21 protein-coding genes are annotated in these 24,392 nt (G+C 73.6%); 10 read left to right on the top strand and 11 right to left on the bottom strand.

Features of this window, described 5'->3' with window-relative positions; all coding sequences use genetic code 11:
* Positions 1–54 precede the first annotated feature (54 nt).
* Genes ACU4ZT_RS12770 through ACU4ZT_RS12785 form a run of 4 tightly spaced genes read left to right on the top strand, consistent with a single transcriptional unit; the run spans position 55 to position 4,860 of the window.
* Entirely contained in the window at positions 55–1,584 is a 1,530-nt protein-coding gene (locus tag ACU4ZT_RS12770) for an ABC transporter substrate-binding protein (RefSeq protein WP_414764163.1), read from the top strand.
* Positions 1,581–2,555, top strand: coding sequence for an ABC transporter permease (locus ACU4ZT_RS12775; protein ID WP_414764164.1), 975 nt, complete (start codon positions 1,581–1,583; stop codon positions 2,553–2,555). Before ACU4ZT_RS12770 ends, ACU4ZT_RS12775 begins: the two co-directional genes overlap by 4 nt.
* Complete coding sequence (locus ACU4ZT_RS12780) at positions 2,552–3,364, top strand: ABC transporter permease subunit (protein ID WP_414764165.1); 813 nt, start codon at positions 2,552–2,554, stop codon at positions 3,362–3,364. Before ACU4ZT_RS12775 ends, ACU4ZT_RS12780 begins: the two co-directional genes overlap by 4 nt.
* Positions 3,361–4,860 (top strand): ABC transporter ATP-binding protein, encoded by a 1,500-nt coding sequence (locus ACU4ZT_RS12785; protein WP_445337314.1) that lies wholly within the window; start codon positions 3,361–3,363, stop codon positions 4,858–4,860. Before ACU4ZT_RS12780 ends, ACU4ZT_RS12785 begins: the two co-directional genes overlap by 4 nt.
* Positions 4,861–4,950: 90 nt before the next feature.
* Here the strand turns inward: ACU4ZT_RS12785 and ACU4ZT_RS12790 are convergent, their stop codons facing one another.
* The gene (locus ACU4ZT_RS12790) at positions 4,951–5,796 is read right to left on the bottom strand and encodes a sulfurtransferase (RefSeq protein WP_270979770.1); all 846 of its coding nucleotides are present in this window, start codon (positions 5,794–5,796) and stop codon (positions 4,951–4,953) included.
* A gap of 108 nt (positions 5,797–5,904) precedes the next feature.
* On the opposite strand from ACU4ZT_RS12790, the gene alr reads away from it, so the two are divergent.
* Both alr and ACU4ZT_RS12800 read left to right on the top strand, forming a co-directional pair.
* On the top strand, positions 5,905–7,095 hold the full coding sequence (gene alr / locus ACU4ZT_RS12795; protein WP_445337315.1) for an alanine racemase: 1,191 nt from the start codon (positions 5,905–5,907) through the stop codon (positions 7,093–7,095).
* Positions 7,092–8,102, top strand: coding sequence for a D-alanine--D-alanine ligase (locus ACU4ZT_RS12800; protein ID WP_270979774.1), 1,011 nt, complete (start codon positions 7,092–7,094; stop codon positions 8,100–8,102). Before alr ends, ACU4ZT_RS12800 begins: the two co-directional genes overlap by 4 nt.
* Here the strand turns inward: ACU4ZT_RS12800 and ACU4ZT_RS12805 are convergent.
* The 3 genes from ACU4ZT_RS12805 to ACU4ZT_RS12815 all read right to left on the bottom strand — a co-directional run bounded on the left by ACU4ZT_RS12805 (position 8,065) and on the right by ACU4ZT_RS12815 (position 12,418).
* On the bottom strand, positions 8,065–8,601 hold the full coding sequence (locus tag ACU4ZT_RS12805) for a GNAT family N-acetyltransferase (protein WP_063071431.1): 537 nt from the start codon (positions 8,599–8,601) through the stop codon (positions 8,065–8,067). The genes ACU4ZT_RS12800 and ACU4ZT_RS12805 overlap by 38 nt on opposite strands.
* Positions 8,602–8,749: 148 nt before the next feature.
* A complete protein-coding gene (locus tag ACU4ZT_RS12810) occupies positions 8,750–9,745 on the bottom strand; it encodes a ribonucleotide-diphosphate reductase subunit beta (protein ID WP_012039117.1) in 996 nt (331 codons plus the stop codon).
* A gap of 168 nt (positions 9,746–9,913) precedes the next feature.
* The gene (locus tag ACU4ZT_RS12815; RefSeq protein WP_445337316.1) at positions 9,914–12,418 is read right to left on the bottom strand and encodes a ribonucleoside-diphosphate reductase subunit alpha; all 2,505 of its coding nucleotides are present in this window, start codon (positions 12,416–12,418) and stop codon (positions 9,914–9,916) included.
* Between the two features lie 378 nt (positions 12,419–12,796).
* Here ACU4ZT_RS12815 and ACU4ZT_RS12820 point away from each other — a divergent pair, with 378 nt between their 5' ends.
* Positions 12,797–14,008 (top strand): MFS transporter, encoded by a 1,212-nt coding sequence (locus ACU4ZT_RS12820; protein ID WP_214582559.1) that lies wholly within the window; start codon positions 12,797–12,799, stop codon positions 14,006–14,008.
* A gap of 89 nt (positions 14,009–14,097) precedes the next feature.
* Positions 14,098–14,571 carry a hypothetical protein gene (locus ACU4ZT_RS12825; protein ID WP_270979785.1) on the top strand — a complete coding sequence of 158 codons (474 nt, stop codon included), beginning with the start codon at positions 14,098–14,100 and terminating at the stop codon, positions 14,569–14,571.
* Between the two features lie 66 nt (positions 14,572–14,637).
* Here ACU4ZT_RS12825 and ACU4ZT_RS12830 read toward each other — a convergent pair whose 3' ends face one another.
* Complete coding sequence (locus ACU4ZT_RS12830) at positions 14,638–15,630, bottom strand: aldo/keto reductase (RefSeq protein ID WP_270979787.1); 993 nt, start codon at positions 15,628–15,630, stop codon at positions 14,638–14,640.
* Positions 15,631–15,785: 155 nt separating this feature from the next.
* On the opposite strand from ACU4ZT_RS12830, the gene ACU4ZT_RS12835 reads away from it, so the two are divergent.
* On the top strand, positions 15,786–17,327 hold the full coding sequence (locus ACU4ZT_RS12835) for a S1C family serine protease (RefSeq protein ID WP_445337317.1): 1,542 nt from the start codon (positions 15,786–15,788) through the stop codon (positions 17,325–17,327).
* Between the two features lie 66 nt (positions 17,328–17,393).
* Here the strand turns inward: ACU4ZT_RS12835 and ACU4ZT_RS12840 are convergent, their stop codons facing one another.
* From ACU4ZT_RS12840 to ACU4ZT_RS12855, 4 genes are all read right to left on the bottom strand, one after another.
* The gene (locus ACU4ZT_RS12840; RefSeq protein ID WP_063071426.1) at positions 17,394–18,314 is read right to left on the bottom strand and encodes a carbohydrate ABC transporter permease; all 921 of its coding nucleotides are present in this window, start codon (positions 18,312–18,314) and stop codon (positions 17,394–17,396) included.
* Positions 18,311–19,261, bottom strand: coding sequence for a carbohydrate ABC transporter permease (locus ACU4ZT_RS12845; RefSeq protein WP_270979790.1), 951 nt, complete (start codon positions 19,259–19,261; stop codon positions 18,311–18,313). Before ACU4ZT_RS12845 ends, ACU4ZT_RS12840 begins: the two co-directional genes overlap by 4 nt.
* 63 nt (positions 19,262–19,324) lie before the next feature.
* Positions 19,325–20,674 (bottom strand): extracellular solute-binding protein, encoded by a 1,350-nt coding sequence (locus ACU4ZT_RS12850; RefSeq protein WP_270979791.1) that lies wholly within the window; start codon positions 20,672–20,674, stop codon positions 19,325–19,327.
* Between the two features lie 102 nt (positions 20,675–20,776).
* Positions 20,777–21,784: a LacI family DNA-binding transcriptional regulator gene (locus ACU4ZT_RS12855; RefSeq protein WP_414749138.1), complete on the bottom strand. Its 1,008-nt coding sequence runs from the start codon at positions 21,782–21,784 to the stop codon at positions 20,777–20,779.
* 118 nt (positions 21,785–21,902) lie between these two features.
* Between ACU4ZT_RS12855 and ACU4ZT_RS12860 the strand changes: the two genes are divergently transcribed.
* A complete protein-coding gene (locus ACU4ZT_RS12860; protein ID WP_270979793.1) occupies positions 21,903–22,322 on the top strand; it encodes a pilus assembly protein CpaE in 420 nt (139 codons plus the stop codon).
* Positions 22,323–22,355: 33 nt separating this feature from the next.
* Here ACU4ZT_RS12860 and ACU4ZT_RS12865 read toward each other — a convergent pair whose 3' ends face one another.
* Together ACU4ZT_RS12865 and ACU4ZT_RS12870 are read right to left on the bottom strand one after the other, a co-directional pair.
* Complete coding sequence (locus ACU4ZT_RS12865; protein ID WP_414749139.1) at positions 22,356–22,751, bottom strand: DUF3054 domain-containing protein; 396 nt, start codon at positions 22,749–22,751, stop codon at positions 22,356–22,358.
* A gap of 9 nt (positions 22,752–22,760) precedes the next feature.
* Complete coding sequence (locus ACU4ZT_RS12870) at positions 22,761–24,389, bottom strand: DUF7059 domain-containing protein (RefSeq protein ID WP_270979796.1); 1,629 nt, start codon at positions 24,387–24,389, stop codon at positions 22,761–22,763.
* Positions 24,390–24,392: the final 3 nt, after the last annotated feature.

The raw sequence follows: 24,392 nt of genomic DNA on the forward strand, positions 1-24,392 counted from the left end.
TGCGCCTCGTCCCGCGCCCTCGCGCGGGACTCACGCAGCCGCACGGAGGATCCCATGACCACGCTCCCCAGGAGGCATCCCGCGATCACCGCGGCGCTGCTCGCCATCGCGATGACGGCCGCGCTGTCCGGCTGCGCGTCGTCCCCCGCCAGCTCCGCGGACGCCGCCGCATCCGGCGGCACGCTCCGCGCGGCCTTCCCCGGCGGCGGAGCGGCCGAGACGCTCGACTACCTCGTCGGCCCGACCGCGCTCGACTACGTGCGCGCGCGGCTGGTGCACGCGCCGTTCTGCGAGATCGACGCGTCGGCCGCGGACGGCGTCTCCTACGGCGCCCTCTCCTCCATCGACGTGAGTCCCGACCTGTCCTCGTACACGCTGCACGTGCGGCCCGACGTCCCCTTCACCGACGGATCGACGCTCACCGCCGCGGACGTCATCTACTCGCTCCGCGCCCCCGGGCTGCTGCACGGCCTGCCCTTCACGCAGGTCGTCGCCCGCGACCTCGACGTGGATGCCGCCGCCGCCGTGGACGACCTCACCGTCACGCTGCCGACGCGCCACCCGGTCGCCGACGGGCGCCAGCTCATCTGCCAGAGCATGCTCGCCATCAAGGACGGCACCACGGAGTTCACCCCGACGACGCCGTCCTCCGGGCCCTTCACCATCAGCGGGTTCGAGCCCGGGCGCAGCACGGTCCTCACCCGGAACCCGAGCTTCTACGGCACCGCGCTCGGCACCGGGCCGACGCTCGACTCCATCGAGCTGCTGTCCGTGTCCGACGCGACCGCCCGCGAGGACGCCCTGCGCCAGGGCCAGGTCGACTACGCGAGCGGACTCGCCCCGGCGCAGGCCCAGGAGCTGCAGGGAGCGTCCGGGATCACCGTCTCCACGAGCGAGCTGCCGTACGCCTCGTCCCTCCAGTTCGCCATGAACCCGGCGTTCGCCCCGTTCGCCGACGAGCGCGTGCGGGAGGCGTTCAAGCTCGCGATCGACCGGCAGCAGATCGTCGACACCGTGTACTTCGGCCACGCGTTCGCGGGCGACGACGTGCCGGGGCTCGGCTTCCCGAGCTACGACACGACCCTGCCGGTGCGCGAGCACGACCCGGACCGGGCGCGGGCGCTGCTCGCCGACGCCGGCCAGAGCGGCATGTCCGTGACGCTCACGGCGGGCCCCGAGCTGCCCGGCATGGTCGAGACGGCCACCCTCATCGTGCAGGACCTCCGCGCGATCGGCGTGGACGCGACCCTCTCCGAGCTGCCGGCGGGCCAGCTCTACGCCGACTACGCCGCGTACCAGAAGCTGCCGTTCGCGGCCGGGTACACGCCGCCGGCGCTCTTCGAGCCGAACCACGTGCCCGGCGCCCTGCCCGAGGCGGATGCGCTCGTCGCCGAGGCCCGCAGCGCCGCCACCCCGGACGCACGGCTCGCCGCGTCGCACCGGGCGCAGCGGATCCTGTGGGAGAAGGGGTACACGATCGCGCCGGTGTTCGTGCCCTCCGTCAGCGCGCGAGCCGACGGCGTCGGCGGCGTCCGCGAGCTGCAGTTCCCCGACCTGTCCCGGGCGACGGTCGCGGCGCGGTGAGCGCCGCGGCGCCGCTCGGCCGGTGGATCGCCGGGCGGTTCGGCGCCGCGATCGTGACCCTCGTGGCGCTCTCGGTCGTCGTCTTCGGGAGCGCGTCCGCGCTCCCGGGCGACGCCTCGGGCGCGCTCGCGGGCAGCGGCGCGACCCCGTCGGAACGCGACGCCCTGCGGACGGATCTCGGCCTCGACCGGCCCGTGGCGGAGAGGTACCTCTCCTGGGTCCTCGCCGCCCTGCACGGCGACCTCGGCCGGTCGCTGGTCTCCGGCCGCGAGATCACGCCGCTGGTCGCCGAGCGCCTGACCGACACGCTGACGGTCACCGCGATCGCGGTGGCGGTCATCGCGGCGACCGCGACCGGGGTCGGCCTCGCGTCCGGCATGCGGGAGGGCAGCGCGGACGACCGGATGCTCACCGCCCTGACGGTGCTCACGATGTCGACCCCGGACTTCCTCACCGCCACCGCGCTGCTCGCGCTCCTCACCTCCCTCGTCCCGCTGCTCCCGGCGGTGGCCCTCCTGCCGCTCGGCGACAGCGCCTGGCAGCATCCGGAGGTGCTCGTGCTGCCCGTCGCGACGCTCGCGCTCGGCGGAGCCGGGCCGGCCGCCCGCATGATGCGGGCCGCCGTCGTCGACGTGATGCGCGCGCCGTTCATCGAGCACGCACGGCTGAACGGGGCCCGCGGCGTCCGCCTCGCACTCGTGCACGTGCTGCCGAACGCCGCGGCTCCCGCGCTGCAGTCGCTGACGCTGGTGGCCGCCGGCCTGCTCGGCGGCGGGATCGTCGTCGAGACGCTGTTCGGCCTCCCGGGCATCGGCCTGGAGCTCACGCGCGCGGTGTCCGCGCGGGACGTGCCCACGGTGGAGGCCGTCGCGCTGACGCTCGGCGCCACGGCCCTCGCGATCGTGCTCGCGGGCGACGTCGGCGCGGCCCTCCTCCGACGCCGCCGGGGCGCCGAGCGGGTGGGCGGATGACCGACGCGCCCGGCGGATCGCGCGCCCGCGTCGCCGCCCTGGTGCTCGCCGCGGCCGTCGTCGGCGCCGCCCTCCTCGGGCCGCTGCTGCCGCTCGGCTCGCCGGACCAGGTCGTCGGCCGGCCGTTCGCGGGGCCCGACGCCGCGCATCCGCTCGGCACGGAGCTGCTGGGGCGCGATCTGCTCGCGCGCGTGGCGGCCGGCGGGCAGGGGCTCGTGCTCGAGGCCCTGGGCGCGACCCTCGCGGCGAGCGCCGCCGGACTCGCGATCGGGATCTGGTCGGGACTCCGCCCCTCCCGCCGGGCCGACGCGGCGGTGCGCATCCTCGACGCGGTGACCGCCCTGCCGGCGCTGCTGGTCCTGCTCGTCATCGCGGCGGGCGCTCCCGGGCAGCCGGCCGCGATCGTCGCCGCCATCGCCCTCGTGAGCGCGCCCTTCTCGGTGCGCGTCATCCGGCAGCGGACGCGCGCCGTCGCGGCGGCCGACCACGTGGTGGTCGCCCGCTCGCGCGGCGACGGGATCGGCAGCCGGCTGCGACACGACATCCTCCCCGGGATCCGCCGGGTCGCCCTGGCGGACGCGGGCCTCCGCTTCATCGCCGCGCTCCAGATCGCCGCGACCGCCGGCTTCCTCGGCGTCGGCGCCAGCGCGCCCGCCGCGGATTGGGGGCGCATGGTCCGTGAGGACGTGGTCGGCCTCCGCGCGAACCCGCTCGCGACCCTCGTCCCCGCCGGGCTCCTCGTGGCCGTCTCGCTGGGCGTCACGCTGGCCGTGGACGCGTCCGGCCGGCGTCGCGGGGTCGACCGATGATCCACGCCATCGACGTCCGGGGCCTCACGATCCACGGGACGTCCGCACCCGGCACCGCCGGACCGCCGCTCCTCCGCGCGATCGACCTGCGCGTCGCGCCCGGCGAGGTCGTCGGGCTGTCCGGGCCGTCCGGCAGCGGCAAGTCGACCATCCTGCACGCGCTCGTCGGCCACGTCTCTCCCGGCATGCGGGTCGCGGCCGGCACCGTCCGCGTCCATGGCGCGGATCCCCTCACCCCGGCCGGCCGACGCCTCCTGCGCGGACGCGTCGTCGGCCACCTGCCGCAGGATCCCGCGAGCGCCCTCGATCCCGCGCGGACGGCGATGCACCACCTGCGCTCGCGAGCCCGGCGGTCCACGGGCCGCTCCGGGCGCGCGGAGCTCGACCGGCTCGTGCTCGCGGCCGCCCACGACGCCCACCTCGACCCCGCGCTGCTGCACCGACGCGGATGCGAGCTCTCGGGCGGTCAGGCCCAGCGCGTGATCCTGGCCGCGCTGCTCGTCGGCCGTCCCGCGGTGGTCCTCCTCGACGAGCCCACGAGCGACCTGGACGCCGAGACCGCCGACCTGGTCGCGCGCCGCCTCGCCGACCTCCCCTGGCTCCCGGCCGTCGTCCTCGCGAGCCACGCCCCCGACGTCCTCGCGCGCTCCCGCGCCCGCATCCTCACGCTGCGCGACGGGGTGCTCGGCGAGCCGGCCGTCCCGGCGGACGCGGGGCCCGCACGCGCCGGTGGAAGGGCGACCCCGCGATCCCGGGCGACGGAGCCGGCCGCGCGCCTCCCACCCGATGCGCCCGGTCACGCCCCGGACGGCGCGACCCCCGCCGGCGGCGCGGCCCCCGCCGGCGTCGATGTGGTCGACCTCCGCATCCGCCTCGGTGGCGCTGCGGTCGTCGACGGAGGCTCCTTCCGCATCCCGCCCGGCGGGATCCTGGCCCTGCGCGGCCGGTCCGGGTCCGGGAAGACGAGCGTCGGCCGCGCGCTCGCCGGCCTGCTCGCGCCGGAGGCGGGCGAGCTGCGCGTGGACGGCCGCCGGGTCCCCTGGTCGGGCGACGACCGCCGTCGTGCCGAGAGGATGCTCGTGGGGCTGGTCCTCCAGGACTCCCGCACGGCGCTGCACCCGGAGGAGACGGTGCGCACGGCCATCGCGCGTGCCGGCCGTGCCGCGGTCCGCCAGGGCGCCGTCCCCGCCGCTCCGGCCGAGCTGCTGGAGCGCCTCGGGCTGGATCCGCGCCTGCTCGACCGCCGGCCGCACGAGCTGAGCGGCGGTCAACGCCAGCGCGTCGCGATCGCCCGGGCGATGGCCGCGGCACCGACCCTGCTGGTGTGCGACGAGGTCACGGCGTCCCTGGATCCCCCGGCGGAGCGCCAGGTGCTCGACGCCCTCGACGACGCGTGCACGCGCACCGGTCTCGCGGTCCTGCTCATCACGCACAGCGACGCGGCGGCCCTCCGCGCGCATCGGGTGCTCACGCTGGACGCCGGCCGTCTCGTCTGACGCCGGCCGTCGCGCCCGGCGACCTCGCCCCGCCCGGCGCGCCGCACGCGACGGCGTCGGTCCCCGCCCGACGTGCCGCCCGCGACGGCGTCAGTGCCCGCCCGGTTCCGCACCGGTCGCGGCCGGCAGCTCGGGCCGGTTCGCCCACGCCGACCAGGATCCGGGGTACAGGGCCGCGTCGATCCCGGCGATGCGGAGCGCCGCGACCTCGAGCGCCGCGCTGACGCCGGACCCGCAGTACACCGCGACCTCCCCCGCCTCCGGCACGCCGAGCCCGGCGTACCGCGCGCGCAGCTCCGCGGCCGACCGGAACGCGCCGTCGGCGTCGAGCGCGTCCGAGGAGGGCGCGCTGCGGGCGCCGGGGATGTGGCCGGCGCGCGGATCCCACGGTTCGACCTCCCCGCGGTACCGCTCCCCCGCGCGCGCGTCGAGCAGGACGCCGTCGTGCGCGACGCGGGCGGCGCCGGCCTCGTCGACCACGGCGAGGAGCCCGGAGGTGAGCGTCACGTCGCCGGGCGCCGGCACCACCGGGCCGGTCTCGAGCGGCAGCCCGGCCGCGGTCCAGGCGGGCAGCGCGCCGTCGAGGATCCGCACGTCGGCGATCCCGGCGTCACGCAGCACCCACCAGGCCCGGGCCGCCGCGAGGCCGCCCCCGCCGTCGTACGCCACGACGACGTCGCCCGTCCGGATCCCCCAGCGCCGGGCCGCCTCCTGCAGCGCCTCCCGATCCGGCAGCGGATGCCGCCCCTCCTCCGGCGCACCGTGCCGCGACAGCTCCTCGTCGAGGTCGACGTACACGGCTCCCGGGATGTGCCCGGCCTCGTGCAGCGGCCGGCCGGGAGGGCCGCCGAGCGACCAGCGCACGTCGAGGACCCGGACGTCGTCGCGGGTGCGGAGGGCGTGATCCAGCTCGGCCGGCGTGAGGGTGATCCACATGTCCCCCATGCTCGCAGGCGGGATCGACCCCTCGACCCCCTAGGGTTGCGGGATGCGCAGTCCCGTGCTCGAGGACGGTCTCCCGTCCGGGCAGGGCGGTGACGGCGCGTGAACGACCCCCGAGGCGAGGTGCGCGCCCAGGTCCACCCGGACGCGATCCGGCACAACACGGCGGTGTTCGCCGCGTGGACGGGGACGCCCGTCATGGCCGTCGTCAAGGCCGACGGCTACGGGCTCGGAGCGCTCACCGCGGCGCGCGCGGGCATCGAGGGCGGCGCGACCTGGATCGGCGTGACCGCCGTGCAGCACGCCGTGCGCCTCCGCCTGGCCGGCATCCGCGTGCCCGCGCTCAGCTGGCTGAACACGGCCGTCGTCGACTTCGCGGTCGCGGCCGAGCACCGCGTGGACGTGGCGGTGGGCACCTTCGCGGAGCTCGGACGCGCGATCGACGCGGACGGCGCGCCCCGCGTGCACCTGCAGATCGACACCGGGCTCACGCGCGAGGGCTTCCCCGAGGCGGACTGGGAGCTCCTCGCCGCTCGCGCCGCCGAGGCCGAGCGACGCGGCCGGATCCGCGTCGTCGGCGCCATGACGCACATGGCCTCGGCGGACCGCCCGGCGGCTCCCGCGAACGAGGCCCAGCGCCGGGCCTTCGAGCGCGCCTGGGAGGCCCTCCTCGCTGCGGGGCTGGATCCCGAGGAGCGCCACGCCGCCGGATCCGCCGCCGCCCTCCTCGATCCCGCCTCGCGCGGCACGCTGGTGCGGATCGGCGCCGGCCTCGCCGGGATCGACGCGAGCGGATCCGCCGGCCTCCGCTGGGCGCTGACCCTCCGCGCCCCGCTCATGGACGTACGCCGCGTCGATGCGGGAACGTCCGTCGGGTACGGCGGCACCTGGACCGCCGAGCGCGACACGATGCTCGGCCTGCTCCCCGTCGGCTACGCGGACGGGCTCCCCCGGGCCGCCTCCCCGCTCGCCTCCGTGCAGGTCGCCGGCCGCCGGGTGCCGGTCGCCGGCGTGCTGTCCATGAACCAGACCGTCGTCGACCTCGGCCCCGGCTCCGCGGACTCGGTCGGCGACGAGGCCGTCGTGCTCGGCGACGGATCCGATGGCGCGCCCACCGCGGGCGACTGGGCCCGCTGGGCCGGCACCATCCCGCACGAGGTCCTCACCGCCGTCGGGAGCGCCCTCGCGACGCACGGCGACGTGGGGTCCGCGTCCGTCAACCCGGCCCCGACCCCGGCCGACGCATCCGGCACCCCCGCCCCGCCCCGCGACCGGACGGAGATCCGCGCATGACCGCAACCCCCCACGCCCCCCGCACCGCCCGGGACGCCGCATGCACGCGCGTCGCCGTCATCGGCGGCGGGAGGAGCACCGAGCACGACGTGTCGCTGGCCTCCGCCGCGGGCGTCGCCGCCGCGCTCGACCCGGCGCGCTTCGACGCCGTCCCGCTCACCCTGCTGCGCGACCACGGCTGGCTCGACGCGTCCGGCCGGGCGCTCACGCTGGCCGGTGCGATCGACGTCCTCGCCGGCTGCGACGTCGCCATCCCGATGCTGCACGGGCAGGACGGGGAGGACGGCACGATCGCCGCGCTCCTCGAGCTCGCGGGCGTCCCCTACGTCGGGTCCGGCGTGCGCGCGGGCGCCATCGGCATGGACAAGCTGCAGACCAAGCTCCTGGCGACCTCGATCGGCATCGCGGTCGCGCCCGGCGTGCAGCTCACGCGCGGCTCGGCGGCCGCGTACGCATGGGACCACCCGGTCATCGTGAAGCCGGCCGTGGGCGGATCCAGCCACGGCGTCGGCCTCGCGGAGTCCGCCGGAGACCTGCCCGCCGCGCTCGCGGACGCCTTCGCCGTCGACGACCGCGTGCTGGTCGAGGACCTGATGTCGGGCCGCGAGATCGACCTGCCCGTCATCCGCGCCGCGGACGGCGCGGTGCGCATCGGCCCCGCGGTGGAGATCCTCGCCGACGGCGTGTTCGACGCCGAGACGAAGTACGGCGGCGAGGCCCGCTTCGCCATCCCCGCCCCGCTCGCGCCCGAGGAGCTGGCCGCCCTGCACGACGCGGCCACCCGCATGGCGGAGGCGCTCGACTGCCGCGGCGTCGTCCGCGTCGACTTCTTCCTCACCGCGGACGGCCCCGTCCTCAACGAGGTGAACACGACGCCGGGCTGCACCGCCGCGTCGCAGGTCCCGCGCAGCTTCGCCGCCGACGGCCTCGCCTTCGCCGACCTGCTCGCCCTCCTCGTCGACGACGCCCTCAGCGCAGCGGCTTCTCGAAGCAGATCGAGTTCGTGACCGGGATGTACGGCGGGTACACGTCGATCGGCAGCCAGCCGGCCGTCGCGTAGAGCCGCACGGCGTCGGGCTGCCGGTCGCCGGTCTGCAGGATCATCCGGTGCGCGCCGCGCTCCCGTCCGACCCGCTCGAGCTCGGCCATGAGCACGCGGGCGAGCCCCGTGCCGCGGTGCGCCGGATCCACGACGACCTTCTTCAGCTCCAGCTCGCCGCGCAGCCGACGGATGACGCCGTGCGCGGCCGCCTCGCGATCGTCGCCCTCCGGCACGAGCAGCACGACCGCCTCGACGTCGGCGGGGTCGATCGCGAACGCGACGGCGGCCTTCGCCGGCCAGTCCGGGTCGTCGGCGTGCCGACCCTCGTAGCGGACGTCCATCTCGTCCTCCATGGCGCGGCGCATCCGGGCGCCGCGCGGGTCGTCCCACCCCACGACCTCGGTGCGGTAGGCCCGCCCGTCGCGGGCGACGTGACGCGGGGCGGAGTCGTGCTGCTGGTCCATGGGCCCTCTCGATGGCGGCGATGGTGATGCGGGCGGCGGCACGACGCCGCCCGCCCCGGCATCGACGGATGCGCGGCGCGGGCGGCGTCGGGTGGTGCGGTGGTGCGATGGTGCGGCGCCGCGGTCTCCCGCGGCGGGTGGTGCGGTCCTACTTGGCGCCGACCGTGGCGGACGCGTTCGACTCGTACGACGTGTTGGTCGACTCGAAGAAGTTGACGAGCTGCAGCGTGTCGTTCGCCGTGGCCATCCACTTCGCCGGGTTGGAGACCTTGTACTCGGCCTCGAAGCCGAGCTCCTCCAGGCGGCGGTCGGCCAGGTACTTCACGTACTGGTTGATGTAGTTCGCGTTGAGGCCGAGGATGCCGTTCGGCAGGAGGTCGCGGTTGTACTGCTCCTCCATCTCGACGGCGTCGAGGATCATCTGCTTGATCTCGGCGGCGAACTCCTCCGTCTGCAGGTCGGGGTTCTCCTCGAGCACCGTGAGGATGAGGTTGATGCCGAACTTGAGGTGCAGCGACTCGTCGCGCACGATCCAGTCCATGAGCGAGCCGAAGTTGCGCAGCAGGTTCCGCTGGCGGAACGACAGCGACACCATGAAGCCCGAGTAGAACCAGATGCCCTCGAGGATCACGTTGTACGCGACGAGGTTCCGGACGAAGTCCTTCTTGCCCTCGGTGGTGGTGATGTCGAGGGTCTGCTCGGTCATGCGCTTGATGAACTTGACCTCGAACTCCTCCTTGCGGGCCATCGACGGGATGTCGACGTGGGAGTTGTACGCGGCCTCGCGGTCGATCGGGAACGTCTCCAGGACGTACTCGAACGACATGCAGTGGTTCGCCTCCTCCCACATCTGCTTCGCCAGGTAGAGGTGGCACTCCGGCGCGTTGATGTAGGGGTAGACGCCGAACGCGAGCGCCTTGTTCACGAGGAGCTCGTTCGGGTTGAAGTAGCTCATGAGGAACGTGATCGCGTGGCGCTCCTCGTCCGTCATCTTCTTGAAGTCCGCGATGTCCTCGCCGAGCTGGATCTCGTTGGGGAACCACGTGTTGGCGACGGCCTGGTCGTACAGGTCCATGGCCCACTGGTAGTTGACGGGCTTGAGGAGGAGGCCCTCCTGGATTCCCGTGCCGAGGATCTTCGACATCTGCTTCTTCTTCCCTGTTGCTTCTAGCTCGTCGTTCGTGTGGGGGCGGGTCGCGCCGCGCGGGCTGCGCGACCCGCTGCGGCGGTCCTGCCTACTGGCAGGAGTCGCACTGGAGCTCGTCCATGGGGTCCATGGGGACGACGTAGTCGCCGAACGTGTCGTCGTTCATCAGCGTGCACCTCCCACTCCGCCGAAGCCGAAGCCCTTGCGGGGCGCCGGAGCGGACTGCGGCGCCGGGGCGTCCGCGGTCGCGGTGGATGCGGGAGCCGCGGTGGCGGGCACGGCCGCGGGAGCGCCGCCGCCGAATCCGCCGAAGCCCTTGCGCTTGGTGCCGTCGGCGTCCTGCGACTTGTCGACCTTGACGGTCGACTGCTCGGCGGTGTGACGCGGCTTCATGTGCAGGTAGTACGTGGTCTTGACCCCGCGCTCCCAGCCGGCGAAGTAGATGTCCATCATGTCGCCGAGGTCGCGCGTCTCGAGGTACATGTTGCGGCTGATGGCCTGGTCGATCCACTTCTGCGCGCGGGCCGCGACCTCGAGGAACGCGTACGGCGAGAGCTGGAAGCTCGTGCGGTACGTGGCCTTGACCGAGTCCGGGATGGCGGCGATGTTCTGGATGTCGCCCTGGCTGCGCAGGATGCTCTCGCGCACGGTCTCCCAGAGGCCGAGCTCCTGCAGGTCCTTCACCAGGTTCCGGTTGACCTCGAGGAACTTGCCCGAGGAGGTGGAGCGGCTGAAGATCTGCGAGAACTGCGGGTCGAGGCCGGGCGTGGTGCCGGCGACGAGGCCGATGGACGCGGTGGGCGCGATCGCCATGAGCGTCGCGTTGCGCATGCCGCCCTTGACCTTGGCGCGGAGCGCGTCCCAGTCGAGGCGCGTGGTGCGGTTGACCTTGACGGGCACGCCGCGGTCGGCCTCCATGAGCGCGATCGAGTCGAGCGGCACGAGGCCCTCCGACCAGCGCGAGCCCGCGAAGTTCGGGTACGCGCCGCGCTCCTTGGCGAGATCGGCCGACTCGTCGATGGCCGCGTAGGAGACGTGCTCCATGATCTCGTCGATGAGGTCGTACGACTCCTCCGACTCGTACGAGAAGCCGAGCTTCTCCACGACGTCGGTGAAGCCCATGACGCCGAGGCCCACCGCGCGGTTCTGCTGGTTGGAGAAGTCCGCCTCCTTCACGCTGGAGCGCGTGATGTCGATGAGGTTGTCGAGCTGGCGCACCGCGAGGCGGGCGCTCTGCTCGATCTTCGCGAAGTCGATCTTGCCGTCGGAGAAGTGCTGCGACAGGTTGATGGACGCCAGGTTGCAGACGGAGACGTTGTCCTCGTCCTGCGGCAGCGTGATCTCGGTGCAGAGGTTCGAGAGGTGGATCGTGCCCGTGTTGTTGTTCAGGGCGCGGTTGTTGATCGTGTCCTTCCAGGTCAGCCACGGGTGGCTGGTGGTCTGGAGCGAGATGAGGATCGACTTGAACTGCTCGCGCGCCTTGATGCGCTTGAACATCCGGATGCGCCCGGCCTCGGCCTCGCCGACGTAGAACGCGTAGCGCTCCGAGAACGCCTTGCCGTACAGCTCGTTGAGGTCGGAGACCTCCAGCGGGTCGAAGAGGTACCAGTCGTCGTCGTTCTGGACGCGCTTCATGAACTCGTCGCTGATCCACACGGCCGTGTTGGCGGTGCGGGTGCGGCGGTACGGGTCGCCCGAGTTCTGGCGCAGGTCGAGGAACTCGGGGAAGTCGAGGTGCCAGTTCTCCATGTAGAAGCACAGGGCGCCGAACTTCTTGCCGCCGCGGCTGACGGCGCGGAGCACCGAGTCGATGGTGTGCATGAACGGGATGGGGCCCGTGGAGGTGGTGTTGTTCGAGCGGATGGGCGAGCCCTGCGCGCGCAGCTTGGAGACGGAGAGGCCGATGCCGCCCGTGCCCTTGGTGAGCCACATGACGTCGCGCGTGGTCTTCGCGATGTGCTCGATGTCGTCCTGCATCTCCATGACGAAGCAGTTCGCGAGCTGCGGGTAGATGGTGCCCGCGTTGACGAGGGTGGAGCCGGCCGCGAGGTACTCGAGCTTCGACATCTTCTCGTAGAAGGCGATGGCGGTCGCGGTCGGGTCCTGCTCGTTGAGCGTGAGGCCCATCGCGATGCGCATCCAGAAGTACTGGGGCACCTCGAGGGCGTCGCCGTTGCGGCCCTTGATGCCGTAGCGGTTGTTCAGCGTGACGACGCCGATGTACTTGAGCAGCTCGTCGTGCGCGGGCTCCAGGGCCTGGGCGAGGCGCTCCAGGTCGAACAGCTGCACGAGGCGGGAGTCGAGGAGCATCTCGTCGACGCCGCGCTGGATGTTGCGGGCGAAGTGCTCCGCGTGGAGGCGCTTGAGCTCCTCGGGCGACGAGTAGTCGCCGAGGACGCGCTTGTAGATGGTCTTGAGGAGGAGGCGCGCCGCGACGGTGTCGAACGCCGGGTCGTCCTTCACGTTCTGGAGCGCGACCTGGATGACCGCCTCATCCAGCTGCTGCGTGGTGATCCCGTCGAAGAGGGTGATCTCCAGCTCGGACGCGATCTGCGTGACCCAGCCGATGTTCTCATCGAGGCCCTGCGTGGCGTCCTCGATGGCCAGGTTGATGCGGTTCGCGTCGTACGGCTCCCGCGTGCCGTCGCGCTTCACTACGGTGATGGACACTCTGCTCCTCGTCGTCTTCGTCGTCCGCCCTGATCGGCTGCGGACCGTCCTGCTGTCGGCGGCGACGCGGTGCGGGTCGTGCCCGCCGCGCCATGTGCCTCACCAGCCCTGGTCCTCACCAGGGGAAATGCTCGGCGGGCCCTCATCCGCCCGGCTCCGGGGAGCAAAGGCGGCGGGGTGTCCCGCGGTCCCATCACTATATATGCGGGCCCCCGGCCGAGCCCAACCCCATATGTAGTGGGCGTGTCGTCCACAGGTGTGGACAACTCCGCGGACTTGTCCACAGGTTCCACAGGCTACGGAGGTCCCCCGACATCCCTGTCCGGTGGCGCCCGGGGCTGCGGGCGGATGCCTCACGAACGGTAGGATCTGACCCTCGTGAGCACGTACGGAAGCCTCCTCAAGACCCGCGGCGTGGGCCGGATCATCGCCGCCCAGCTCGTGGCGCGCTTCCCCGGCGGCATGCTCTCGCTCGCGTTCCTCATGCACGTCGAGCGGATCCACGACTCGTACGGCGCAGCCGGCCTCGTGCTGGCCGCGACGAGCATCGGCCAGGCCGTGGCCGGTCCCCTCACCAGCCGGTGGATGGGCGTCTGGGGCATGCGGCCCGTCCTCGTCCTCACGTCCATCGTCTGCACCGTCGCCGTCGTCGCCGTGGCGCTCGGCGACGCGGGCACCTCGGTCCCGGTCTTCATGGTGCTCGGCCTCGTCGCCGGCCTCGCCAACCCGCCCGTGCAGCCCGCCGTCCGCACCATCTACCCGAAGATGGTCAACTCCAAGCAGCTCACGCCCCTGTTCTCGCTCGACGCCTCGGCACAGGAGATCATCTGGGTCCTCGGGCCCGTCATCGCGACCTTCCTCGCGATCCAGGTCGACACGAGCGCCGGGATCCTCGTCGCGGCGGCGTTCCTGGTCGGCGGCGGCGCGTGGTTCATCTCCTCCCCCGAGCTCGGCCGGGTGCGCATCCCGCGCAGCAAGCGCCGCTTCGGCGTCGTGCTCGGGCGCCCGCCCGTGCTCCTCAGCACCGTGGTCGGCTTCCTCCTCATCGCCGCGTGCTCCGCCATCGAGGCGGGCGTCGTCGCGGTCTACGGGCACGGCGGCCCGGAGGCCGGCTTCGTGCTCGCGATCTTCGCGGTCGGCTCGCTCATCGGCGGCCTGTCGCTCGGGCACATCCCCATCAGCCCGTGGGCCATGGCCCGGCGGCTCACGATCATCCTGGTCGGCACGGCCCTCGCCGCCGTCTGGATGCAGTTCGCCTGGCTCTCCGTGTTCCTCTTCCTGGCGGGCGTGGGCATCGCGCCCGCCCTCGCGGTGCTCTTCGCGGTCGTGTCCTCGTCGGTGCGGTTCAGCGACACCGCCGAGGCGTACGGCTGGGTCGGCACCGGCCAGCTCATCGGCGCGGCCCTCGGGTCCGCGGCCGCCGGCTTCGTCATCGACGCACAGGGCGCGCAGGGCGCCTTCGTCGTGGCGGCCGCGCTGCTCGCCGCGGGCACCGCGATCGCCGCCGTGTTCCACCGCCACAGTCCGGACCTCCGCGGACGCGACGCCGGGCCGATCCCGGACACGGAGCCCGTCGCCATCGTCACCTGACACGCGGGCTGCCAGCGCGGGTCCGCTCCGCACCCCAGAGTTCCCGCCCCCGCGGAAAACGGAGCCGCCCGGCTGGATAGTGTGAGGGCATGACCTCTCAGCAGACCCCTCTGACCACGCGACGCCTGCGGGCCGGGATCGCCGGGCTCGGGCTCGTCCTCGGCCTGACGCTCGCCGGCTGCAGCTCGCCCGCCGCCGACGACGCCGCCACCCCCGCGCCCTCCGCCTCCGCGAGCGCCCCCGCCGAGGCCGCCGCCCCCACGCCCGACGCGAGCGCGAGCGCCGGCTCCGGCGACGCCGCCGCGACCGGATCCAAAGAGGCCATCGCCGCGAAGACCCGCGAGATCGCCTGCGGTCTCAAGGACAAGTCGACGCTCGAGGAGTCGGACGTCCAGGCGTTCCGCGACCTCGGCACCGAGATCTCCGCCTCGCCCGAGAACGGCGCCGCGGCGGCCGGCCAGCAGATCACGGCCCTCGCCGACCAGATCGCCCCCGGGGTCGGCCAGCCCCTCAGCGCCGACCTGAAGACGCAGATGTCGTCCGCCTGCGACAAGCTGCAGTAGCGGTCTCCCACGATCGACGGCCCCGACCCGCGCAGAGCGGGTCGGGGCCGTCGCACGTGCGGGCGGCTACCAGCGCGGGTGCACGGCCTCGCGGAAGCACCGGTCGTAGATGTCGGCCACCTGCCGCTCGAAGACCTCGCCGAGCGCGGGGGCGTCGCCGGCCTGCGCGTTGGCGCGTGCCTGCTCCGCGTTGCGCGCGCCGGGGATCACCGTGGAGACGCCCTCGCGCTGCACGATCCAGGCGAGCGCGACCTGCGCGGGCGTGAGGTCGGGCGCGGCCTCGTGCGCGGCCGCGGCGAACTCGCGCGCCGCGGTGACGCCCTGCTCGTAGTCGACGCCGGAGAAGGTCTCGCCGACGTCGAACGCCTCGCCCTTGCGGTTGAAGCTGCGGTGGTCGGTCTCGGCGAAGGTCGTGTCCGCCGAGTAGCGGCCGCTGAGGAGGCCCGAGGCGAGCGGGACGCGCGCGATGACGCCGACCCCGGCCTCCGCCGCAGCGGGCAGCACCCGGTCGAGCGGCTTGAGGCGGAACGCGTTGAGGATGATCTGCACGCTCGCGACGCCCGGCCGCGCGATGGCGAGGAGGGCCTCGTCGGTCGTCTCGACGCTCACGCCGTAGGACGCGATGGCGCCGTCGGCGACGAGCTCGTCGAGGGCGTCGTAGACGCGGTCGCTCGAGAAGACGGGCGTGGGCGGGCAGTGCAGCTGCACGAGGTCGAGCGTGTCGACCCCGAGGTTGCGGCGCGAGCGGTCGGTCCACTCGCGGAAGCGGTCGAGGGTGAAGTTCGCGGGATCCTGCGCGTCGCGGCGGCCCATCTTCGTGGCGACCGTGACGCCGGAGCCCGGGTGCGCACGGAGCCAGGATCCGATGATCGTCTCGCTGCGGCCGTCGCCGTAGACGTCGGCGGTGTCGAAGAAGGTGATGCCCGCGTCGGCCGCCGCATCGAGCACGGCGAGCGCGTCGTCCTCGGCGACGTCACCCCAGTCCCCGCCGAGCTGCCAGGTCCCGAGTCCGATGACCGAGACGTTCCGATGGGTCCTGCCGAGGCTTCTCTGCTCCATGCGTCGAGCCTACGCGCGGGGCGGGCGCCGGGCCGGGCGCCGGGGGTGCCGCGATCCATGGCCGACGCTCGTGCTCGTCATGGGCTGCTCATAGGGACGGGCGGTGTGATCTCCTCATCGCCCCCACCGGGCCACCCGAGACACGAAGGACCGTCATGAACGAGACACCGCAGGAGCCGACCGGACGTCCGGACGAGGCCCCGGCCGGCGACGCCGGCACGACCACCCCCGCGCCCTCCACCGACGCGACTCCCACCTCCGCCACCACGCCTCCCACCGACGCGACTCCCACCTCCACCACCGGCACCGGCACCGGCACCGCTGCCTGGGCCGCCCCGACCGGACCCGCCGCGGCCGGCCCCGCCGCCCCGACCGCCGCCTACGCCACCGCGTCGCCGTCCGTCGGGCACGGCGCCCCGGCCGGATCGCCCTGGCCCGCGCCCGCGACCGACGCGTTCGGCCGCCCCCTGCAGGTGGACGCCGCGGGCCACCCCGTCCCGCCGAAGCGCATGGGCCGCGGCCTCCGCACCGGGCTCATCGCCGGCGCCTCCGCCCTCGCCCTCCTCCTCGCCTTCGGCAGCGGCACCGCGGTCGGCTTCATGGCCGACCTCGGGCGCCACTCCACGGCGGCCGGCGACTCCCGCGTCCAGGACCCCGGCTCCTTCGTCCCCGGGCAGGGCCACGGCCACGGACGCGGCACGGGCGGCACCGGGCAGGGATCCGACGGCGGCTCCGGCAATCAGCGCGGATCCGGCTCCGGATCCGGCACCGGCGCCTCGGAGACCTCCCCCGAGGCGTCGGCCGACCAGATCTCCGGCGTCGTCACCGTCGACTCCGCCCTCACCTACGAGAACGCGGCGGGCGCGGGCACCGGCATCATCCTGTCGTCCGACGGCACCATCCTCACCAACAACCACGTCGTCAGCGGCGCCACGAGCATCCGCGTCACCGTCGAGTCCACCGGCAAGGCGTACGTGGGGAAGGTCGTCGGCACCGACGCCACGAACGACGTGGCCGTGCTGAAGCTCGAGGGCGCATCCGGCCTCACCCCGGCGAAGATCGACTCCGACGGCGTCCAGGTCGGCGAGGCCGTCACGGGCGTCGGCAACGCGGGCGGCACGGGAACGCTCACGGCGGCGTCCGGCGCGGTCACCGCTCTCGGCCAGTCGGTGACGACGCAGTCCGAGGGCACGGCGGCCGGCGAGACGCTCACCGACATGATCCAGACGGACGCGCCCATCGTCTCCGGCGACTCCGGCGGACCGCTGAAGGACGCCGACGGCGAGGTCGTCGGGATCGACACGGCCGCCTCGAGCGGATCCGCCGACATCACGGGCTTCGCCATCCCCATCGACCGCGCGATGTCCATCGCGAAGCAGATCGAGAGCGGCGTCGAGTCCGGCACCGTGAAGATCGGCTACCCGGCGTTCCTCGGCGTGCTGCTCGCGAACCAGCCGGGCACCGTCGCGGGCGCGCCGCTCTCCGGCGTCGTCGACGGATCCGGTGCCGCGAAGGCCGGGCTCGCGCAGGGCGATGTCGTCACCTCGGTCGACGGGAAGCCCGTCGCCTCCGCGTCCGAGCTCAGCACCGCGGTCTCCGGCCACAAGCCGGGCGACCGCATCAAGCTCGGCTGGACCACCGCGGCCGGCGCGCAGAAGACGGCCGAGGTCACCCTCACGGAGGGCCCCGTCAGCTGACCGTCGCTCCGCCACGACGACGACGGCCCGTCCCGCATCGCGCGGGGCGGGCCGTCGTCGTGCGGGTCACTGCCCGCCGAACCCGGTCGTCGAGATGCCCTTGATGATCTGGCGCTGGAAGAAGAGGAACACCACGATCAGCGGCAGCGCCGCGAGCACGGCCGAGGCCATGTTCTGCGCGTACTGGATGCCGTAGGCGCTCTTCACCGTCTGCAGCCCGACCGGGAGCGTCATGAGGCTCGAGTCGTTGGTCGCGATGAACGGCCAGAGGAAGTTGTTCCACGCGCCGATGAAGATGAAGATCGCCACCGCCGAGAGGATGGGGCGCGACAGCGGCATCACGATCTGCAGGAACACGCGCACTCGGCCGGCGCCGTCGACGCGCGCCGCGTCCTCCAGCTCGATAGGGATCTGGTCGAAGAACGCCTTCAGGATGAAGACCATGGCCGGGTGCACGAGCTGCGGCAGGATCACCGCCCAGAGGGTGTCGATGAGGTCGAACGACAGCATCTGGTAGAAGAGCGGGACGATCAGGATCTGCGGGGGCACGATGATCGACGCCACGATCGCGCCCATCAGCACCTTGCGTCCGCGGAAGTCGATGCGGCTGAGCGCGTAGCCGGCGAGCGCGGAGAACACGACCGCCACCACCGTGATCACGCTGCTCGTGAGCAGGCTGTTCCACGTCCACAGGGGGATGGTGCCGCCCTTGAGCACCGAGGCGTAGGCGTCGAGCGTGAAGCCGCCGGCGGGGAAGAGCGTCACGGGGAACGCCGCCGCGTCCGTCTCGGACTTGAAGGACGTGAGCACCGCCCACAGGAACGGCAGCAGCCACGCGGCCGCGAGCACGAGGAGGATCAGCAGCGCCGCGATGCGCGAGGGCGCGAACCGCGGGGTCCCCGTGCGCCCCGCGCGGGCGGCCGAGGTCGTGGCCGGCTTGCGGGCCAGCGTGCCGGCGGAGAAGGCGGGGCGGGTGGCGGTGGTCATGGCTTCCTCCGGGTGGCGGTGAGCTGCACGATCGAGATGACCACGATCAGGGCGAAGAAGATGTAGGAGATGGCGGCCGAGTAGCCGAAGCGGAAGCCGGTGAACCCGGTCTCGAAGACGTACTGCACGATGGGCCGGGTCGCGCCGCCGGGGCCGCCCGCGGTCATCTGGTAGATCTGGTCGAAGACCTTGAGCGACGCGAGCACCTGCAGGATCGCGAGGAGCGCCGTCGTCGGGGCGAGCTGCGGGATCGTGATGGAGAACAGCTGCCGCCACTTCCCGGCGCCGTCGAGGGCCGCGGCCTCGTACTGCTGGTCGGGGATGTTCTGCAGCGCCGCCAGGTAGATGAGGAAGTTGAACCCGACGGTCCACCACACGGTGGTGATCACGACGCTCGCCATGGCGAGGGACGGGTCCTGCAGCCAGGCCGGCTGCGGGAGGCCCAGGGATCCGGCGATCGCGTTCACCACCCCGAGCTGCGGGTTGTACATCCACAACCAGAAGAGCGACACCACGGTGGACGCGAGCAGGAACGGCAGGAAGAACGACAGGCGCCACAGCCACTGGCCGGGCAGCCCGAGGTTCACGAGCAGCGCGAGGACCAGCCCGACGAGGAGGAGGGGCACGGTGCTCGCGACCGTGAACACCACGGTGTTGCCGAGGGAGCGCCACATCTGGGAGTCGCCGAACGCCTCGGCGTAGTTGGCGAAGCCGATGAAGCCGCCGTTCGCGCCCGTCAGGCTCTGGCCGGTGAGGCTCTGGTAGAAGCCGTAGAGCACCGGCCACACGAGGAAGAGCAGGAAGGTGACGACGAAGGGGGCGATGAAGAGCATCCCCTGCATCTGCTCCTTCGCGCGCGGCCTCGGGCTCGGGCGGCCCGCGACGGGAGGCGGGGAGGCGGGTCCGGTCGCGGGCGCGACCGGGGCGGGTGGTGCAGCTGTCGTCACGAGTGGACTCCTTCGTCGTTTCGCAGGATGGGGCGCCGGGCCGCGGGGAGCGGCCGCGGCCCGCTACAGGGGGTTGGGCTTGGCGAGCAGCGCGTCGATCTGCCCGATGAACGCGTCGAGGCCGGCCGCGGGATCCTGCCGGCCGAGGAACACGTTCTGCATGTTCTCGGCGAAGAAGGTCTGGAAGTCCGAGCCGGATCCGGTGAAGTACGCCACCGGGTCGTACTCGATCTGCTCGGCCGCGTACGCGTAGTGCGCCTGCGGCAGCAGCTCCGCGTACTCCGGGCTGTCGATGATGGGCTTGTACGCGGGGATGTGCCCGGCGCCCGCCCACTGGAGCGAGTTCTTCAGGAGGTCGGTCACGAACTCGTAGCTCTTGCGGCGCTTGTCCGGATCGGGTGCGCTCTGGTGCGGGAGCACGAACGCGTGCGAGTCGGCGAAGGACGCGGGCGTCCCGTAGAGGGTCGGGATCGGCATCGCGTCGAAGGGCAGCTTCGCGGTCTGGAACGTGGGCAGCTCCCACACGCCCGTGAAGATCGCGCCGCTCTTGCCGCCGGCGAACTCGGCGATGGCGGTGCCGGCGTCGCCGCTCGCGGTCGCGATGGTGCCGTCGAGGAGCGTGCGGATGAACTCGATCGCGGTGAGGGCCTTGTCGCGGTCGTAGACGACCTGGCCGCCCGTGGGCAGCTCCATCTCGCCGCCCATCTGCTTGTAGAGCGTGTAGAAGAGGCGCCACATCTGGGTGCCGTCGCCGAGGTAGCCGTAGCTGAGGCCGTGCACGCCCGTGATCCCCTGCATCGCGCGCATCGCGTCGGCGAAGGCCTCGGGCGAGTCGAGGGGGGCGAGCTGGCCGTCGTCGCCGAGGAGGCCGGCCTGGCCCGCGATGTCGGTGTTGTACATCATCACGAACGGGTGGCTGTCGAGCGCGATGGAGTAGAGCTTCCCGTCCACCACGCCCTTGTCCCAGACGCGCGGCTCGAAGTCGGCCTGGGTGACGCCCAGCTCGGCGAGCACGTCGAGGTCCCAGGGGTCGAGGAGGCCGCCGGGCGCGAAGCCGGGGACGCGGGCCGCGTGCATCACGGCGACGTCGGGCGCGCGGCCGCCGACCGAGGCCATGGCGAGCTTCGTGTAGTACGGCTGACCCCAGGCGAGGACCGTGGCGGTGACGTCGAAGTCGCCGCTGGTCGCCTCCGCCTGCCGCACCATCTCCGTCATGCGGATGCCGTCGCCGCCGGACAGCAGGTGCCAGTACTTCAGGTCGACGATGCCGCCGGCCGCCGCCACCTGGGGCGCGCAGCCGGAGAGACCCCCGACCAGGAACGCGCCGCCCAGGGCGGCCGCGCCGCCCATGATCAGCTGACGCCTCGACCACGCCGTGGGTCGCGCCCCGGCCTTTCCCTCAACAGGATCCATTGACCACTCCTTCGTGATGCGACGATCATTACATCGTTGTAATGGCGAGCGCAACGTTTCCGGGGTCGATCTCGGGGGTCGGCGCGGACCGGGGCGGAGCGATCAGCCCACGAGCGTCGAGCGCGTGCTGCCGCGCACGACGACGCGGTGCGGGATCACGACGTGCACGGGCGGTCCCTCGCGCTCCTCGATGCGCCGCACGAGCTGGGCGACCGCCGCCTCCGCGTAGGCGCGGATGTCGAAGTGCACTGTCGTGAGGGTCGGGATCGAGAAGCGCGACTGGTCGACGTCGTCGAAGCCGGCGACCTGGATCTGCTCGGGCACGCGGATCCCGTGGTCGGCGAGCGCCCGCAGAGCGCCGAAGGCCAGGCCGTCGGTGAAGCAGAACAGCGCGTCGGGCAGCGGGTTCCCGCTGGAGAGCCACGCGTCGACCGCCTCGGCGCCGGACGCGCTGTTCCACCCGGTCCGGTCGATCTCGATCGGCGCTTCGCCCGCCTCCTCCATCGCCCGCAGGTAGCCGATGCGGCGGAGGTCGCCCGCCGCCGACTCCTCGCGCGTGGCCGTGCCCACGGCGGCGATGCGCCGGGCACCGGTGCCGAGGAGGAACCGCGTCATGTCGTAGGAGGCTTGGACGCTGTCGACCCCCACCCGGTCGGCGATCTCCTGCTCCACCTCGCCGATGACCACGACGGGCGGCAGCGACTCCGCGCGCACGATGGCGCTCTGCGACAGCAGCACCGGGTTGAGGATCAGGCCGTCGACCAGGTGCTCGCGCGCGCGGGACATGAGGTCGCGCTCGCGGTCCGGCCGCGAGCCGGTCTCCTCCATCTGGATGCTGTACCCGGCCTCGTGCGCCACCTCCACCAGGTGGTGCGCGAGCTCCGCGGAGTAGGCCGTGCCGAGGTCCGGCAGCGCGACGGCGATGACGCCCGTGCGTCCGTTGCGGAGCCCGCGGGCCGACAGGTTGGGCACGTAGTCGAGCGCGGCCACCGCCTGCTCGACGCGCTCGCGGGTGGCGGGGCTCACGGCGACACGGCCGGTGATCACGTTGGAGACGGTCTTCGGGGAGACGCCGGCGCGCGCGGCCACGTCCTTGACTGTCGCGCGCATGGTCCTCCCGGTCCCGGACGGCGGCGGTCGGCGGCCGCGGTCGGTGCCCCGAATCTAATGCACCGGCATTCCCCCACCCGCGGAGGCGACGCCCGGGAGGGCCGGGCATACTGCACGGATGATCTCCACCGCGCACGCGACGACCCTCCTGGAGCTCGGCCTCGAGTGGCAGCCCGAGCCCGGCGACCGGTTCCGGATCCGCGGCCAGGGCTTCGAGTCGGACGTCTTCACCATCAGCGAGCTCACCATCGAGGCGCACGAGCACGCGACCGGGACGGTGCTCGGCTTCAACGGCACGACCGAGTGGGCGCTCGACTCGGTCGCCCTCGAGGACAGCCTGTGGCTCCCGCGCGAGGACCAGCTGCGGGCGCTCCTCGGCGGCGCCTTCCGTTCGCTGCGACGCGAGATCGGCGGGGCCGAGGACGGCGCTCACGTGGTGTTCGTCGTCATCGCCGGCGAGGAGGTCGAGCACCGCGACCTCGAGGCGGAGGAGGCCTACGCGAAGGCGCTCATCGCCGTGATGGAGGCGGCGGCCTAGTCGCGACCGGCGCCGGAGCCGCGACGACTCGGATCAGGCGCGCGCCCGGCGGCGGACGGCGACGGCGGCGATGCCGCGCCAGCCGAGGAGCAGGATCCCCAGGATGATCGCGGTCGTGATCACGAACGGCACCACCACGCCCTCCCCGGTGAGCGCGCGCAGCACCATGCCGACGACGACCGTGACGCCCCACACCACGAGGCCCGTGGGCACGATGCGGGACGGCGCGCGCCAGGCGCGCGCCACGATCCAGCCCACGACGCCCGCCGCCAGGAACGGCCACGCGGTGCCGAGCACGCCGGACGGCGCGAGGTCCTCGCCGTGGCTGGCGCGCCCGATGAGGACGAAGACGACGACGAGCGCGGCGTCGAGCACGGCGGCGCGGAGGATCTCGGGGCGGGCGGCGGGGCGGGCGGTTCGGCGGGTCACCCGGAGATCCTAGGCGTCGTCGCCTGGGCGGGCGGCGCCCTGTCCCGCATCCGCGTCCGCCGCCGCGTCCGGCAGCAGCAGGAACCCGTCGGCCACGAGCGCGCGGATCCGCGGCAGCAGCTCCGCGCGCAGGGCGGCGGCATCCACGGACGTGAGCTGCGCCACGGCGTCCGCGATGGCTCCGACGGTGAGCTCGCCGTCACACGCCCCCACGAGCGCCGCCAACCCGGTGTCGAGCGGCAGCTCGCGGCCGAAGCCGGCGCCCTGGCGGAGGATCATCACGGTGGGGTCCTCGGCGCCGGGCCAGTGGTGCCGCTCCTCGGTGACGTCGCCCGCGACCACGAGCGCGGTCGCCGCCAGCGCGTCGTCGTCGAGGAGCGCGAGGCCGTCGTGCGCGGCGAGCGACGCGGCGAGGTGCTCACCCAGACCGGTGGGGTTGTGCCCGAGTCCGCCGGGCAGGCGCTCGAGGCGGCGGAGCGTCGGCGCGCCCGCGGCGGGACGACGCAGGGTCAGGTAGCCGAAGCCGACGGCGTCCACCCCGCGGGCGGCGAAGTCGTCGAGCCACGCGCCCATGAGCGACTCGGACTCCGGTGTGCCGGCGCGGGTGCCGCCGTCGCGGATCCACGTCTCGGCGTAGAGCGCGGCGTCCTGCACCTCGCGCTCCACCACCCACGCGTCGAGGCCGGCTCCCGTGCGCGCCGCGGCGCGGTCGAGCCAGCCCGCCACCCGCTCGAGGCCCGGCTCCCCCGCCCGGTGCTCCCAGTTGCCGAGGAGCTGCGCGACGCCGCCGGGCGTCAGGTGGTCGGCGAGGTCGGCGATCACCCCCTCCACGAGCGCGTCGCCCACGAGCCCGGCGTCGCGGTACTCGTACGCGGGAACGCCGTCGGCGCGCGGGGTGATCACGAACGGCGGGTTCGACACGATGTGGTCGAAGCGCTCCCCCGCGACCGGCTCGAACAGGCTGCCGAGGCGGAGCTCGATGGTCGTGACGCCATTGAGCGCCGCGTTCAGAGCGGCGAAGGCGAGCGCGCGCGCGGAGATGTCCGTGGCGACCACGCGGTCGGCGTGGCGGGAGGCGTGCAGCGCCTGGATGCCGCAGCCGGTGCCGAGGTCGAGCGCGTTCGCGACCGGGGTGGAGATCATCAGGCCGCTGAGGGTCGCCGACGCGCCGCCGACGCCGAGCACGTGGTCCTCGTCGAGGGCGCCGCCCGTGGCGAGCTCCCCGAGGTCGGACGCGATCCACCACTCGCCGACGCCGTGAGCGTCGATGAAGCCGTAGGGCCGGAGGTCGACGGCCGGGCGCACGCGGTCGCCGTCGACCTCGACCAGCCCGAGGCGCGCGGCACCGTCGAGGCCGAGCGCCGGGAGTGCGCGTCGCAGGTCGGCGGCGTCCACGGCGTCGCCGAGGACGAAGAGGGCTGCGAGCGCGGCGGGGGCGGGGAGGCCGTCCGCGGTGCGCGCAGCGGCGACGGCGCGGCGGGCGGGGATCCGGTTGCCGCGGTGCAGGGCCTGCCCGGCCGCGTCGCCCCAGACGCCGAGCGCCGAGGCCAGGGTGAAGGGCGCCGCCTCGAGGTCGGCGCGGAGCGCCCGCACCTCCGGGGTCGCGATGGTCACGGACGGGATCGCGGGGCGGGGCACTGA

Source organism: Clavibacter davisi, from assembly GCF_052751415.1.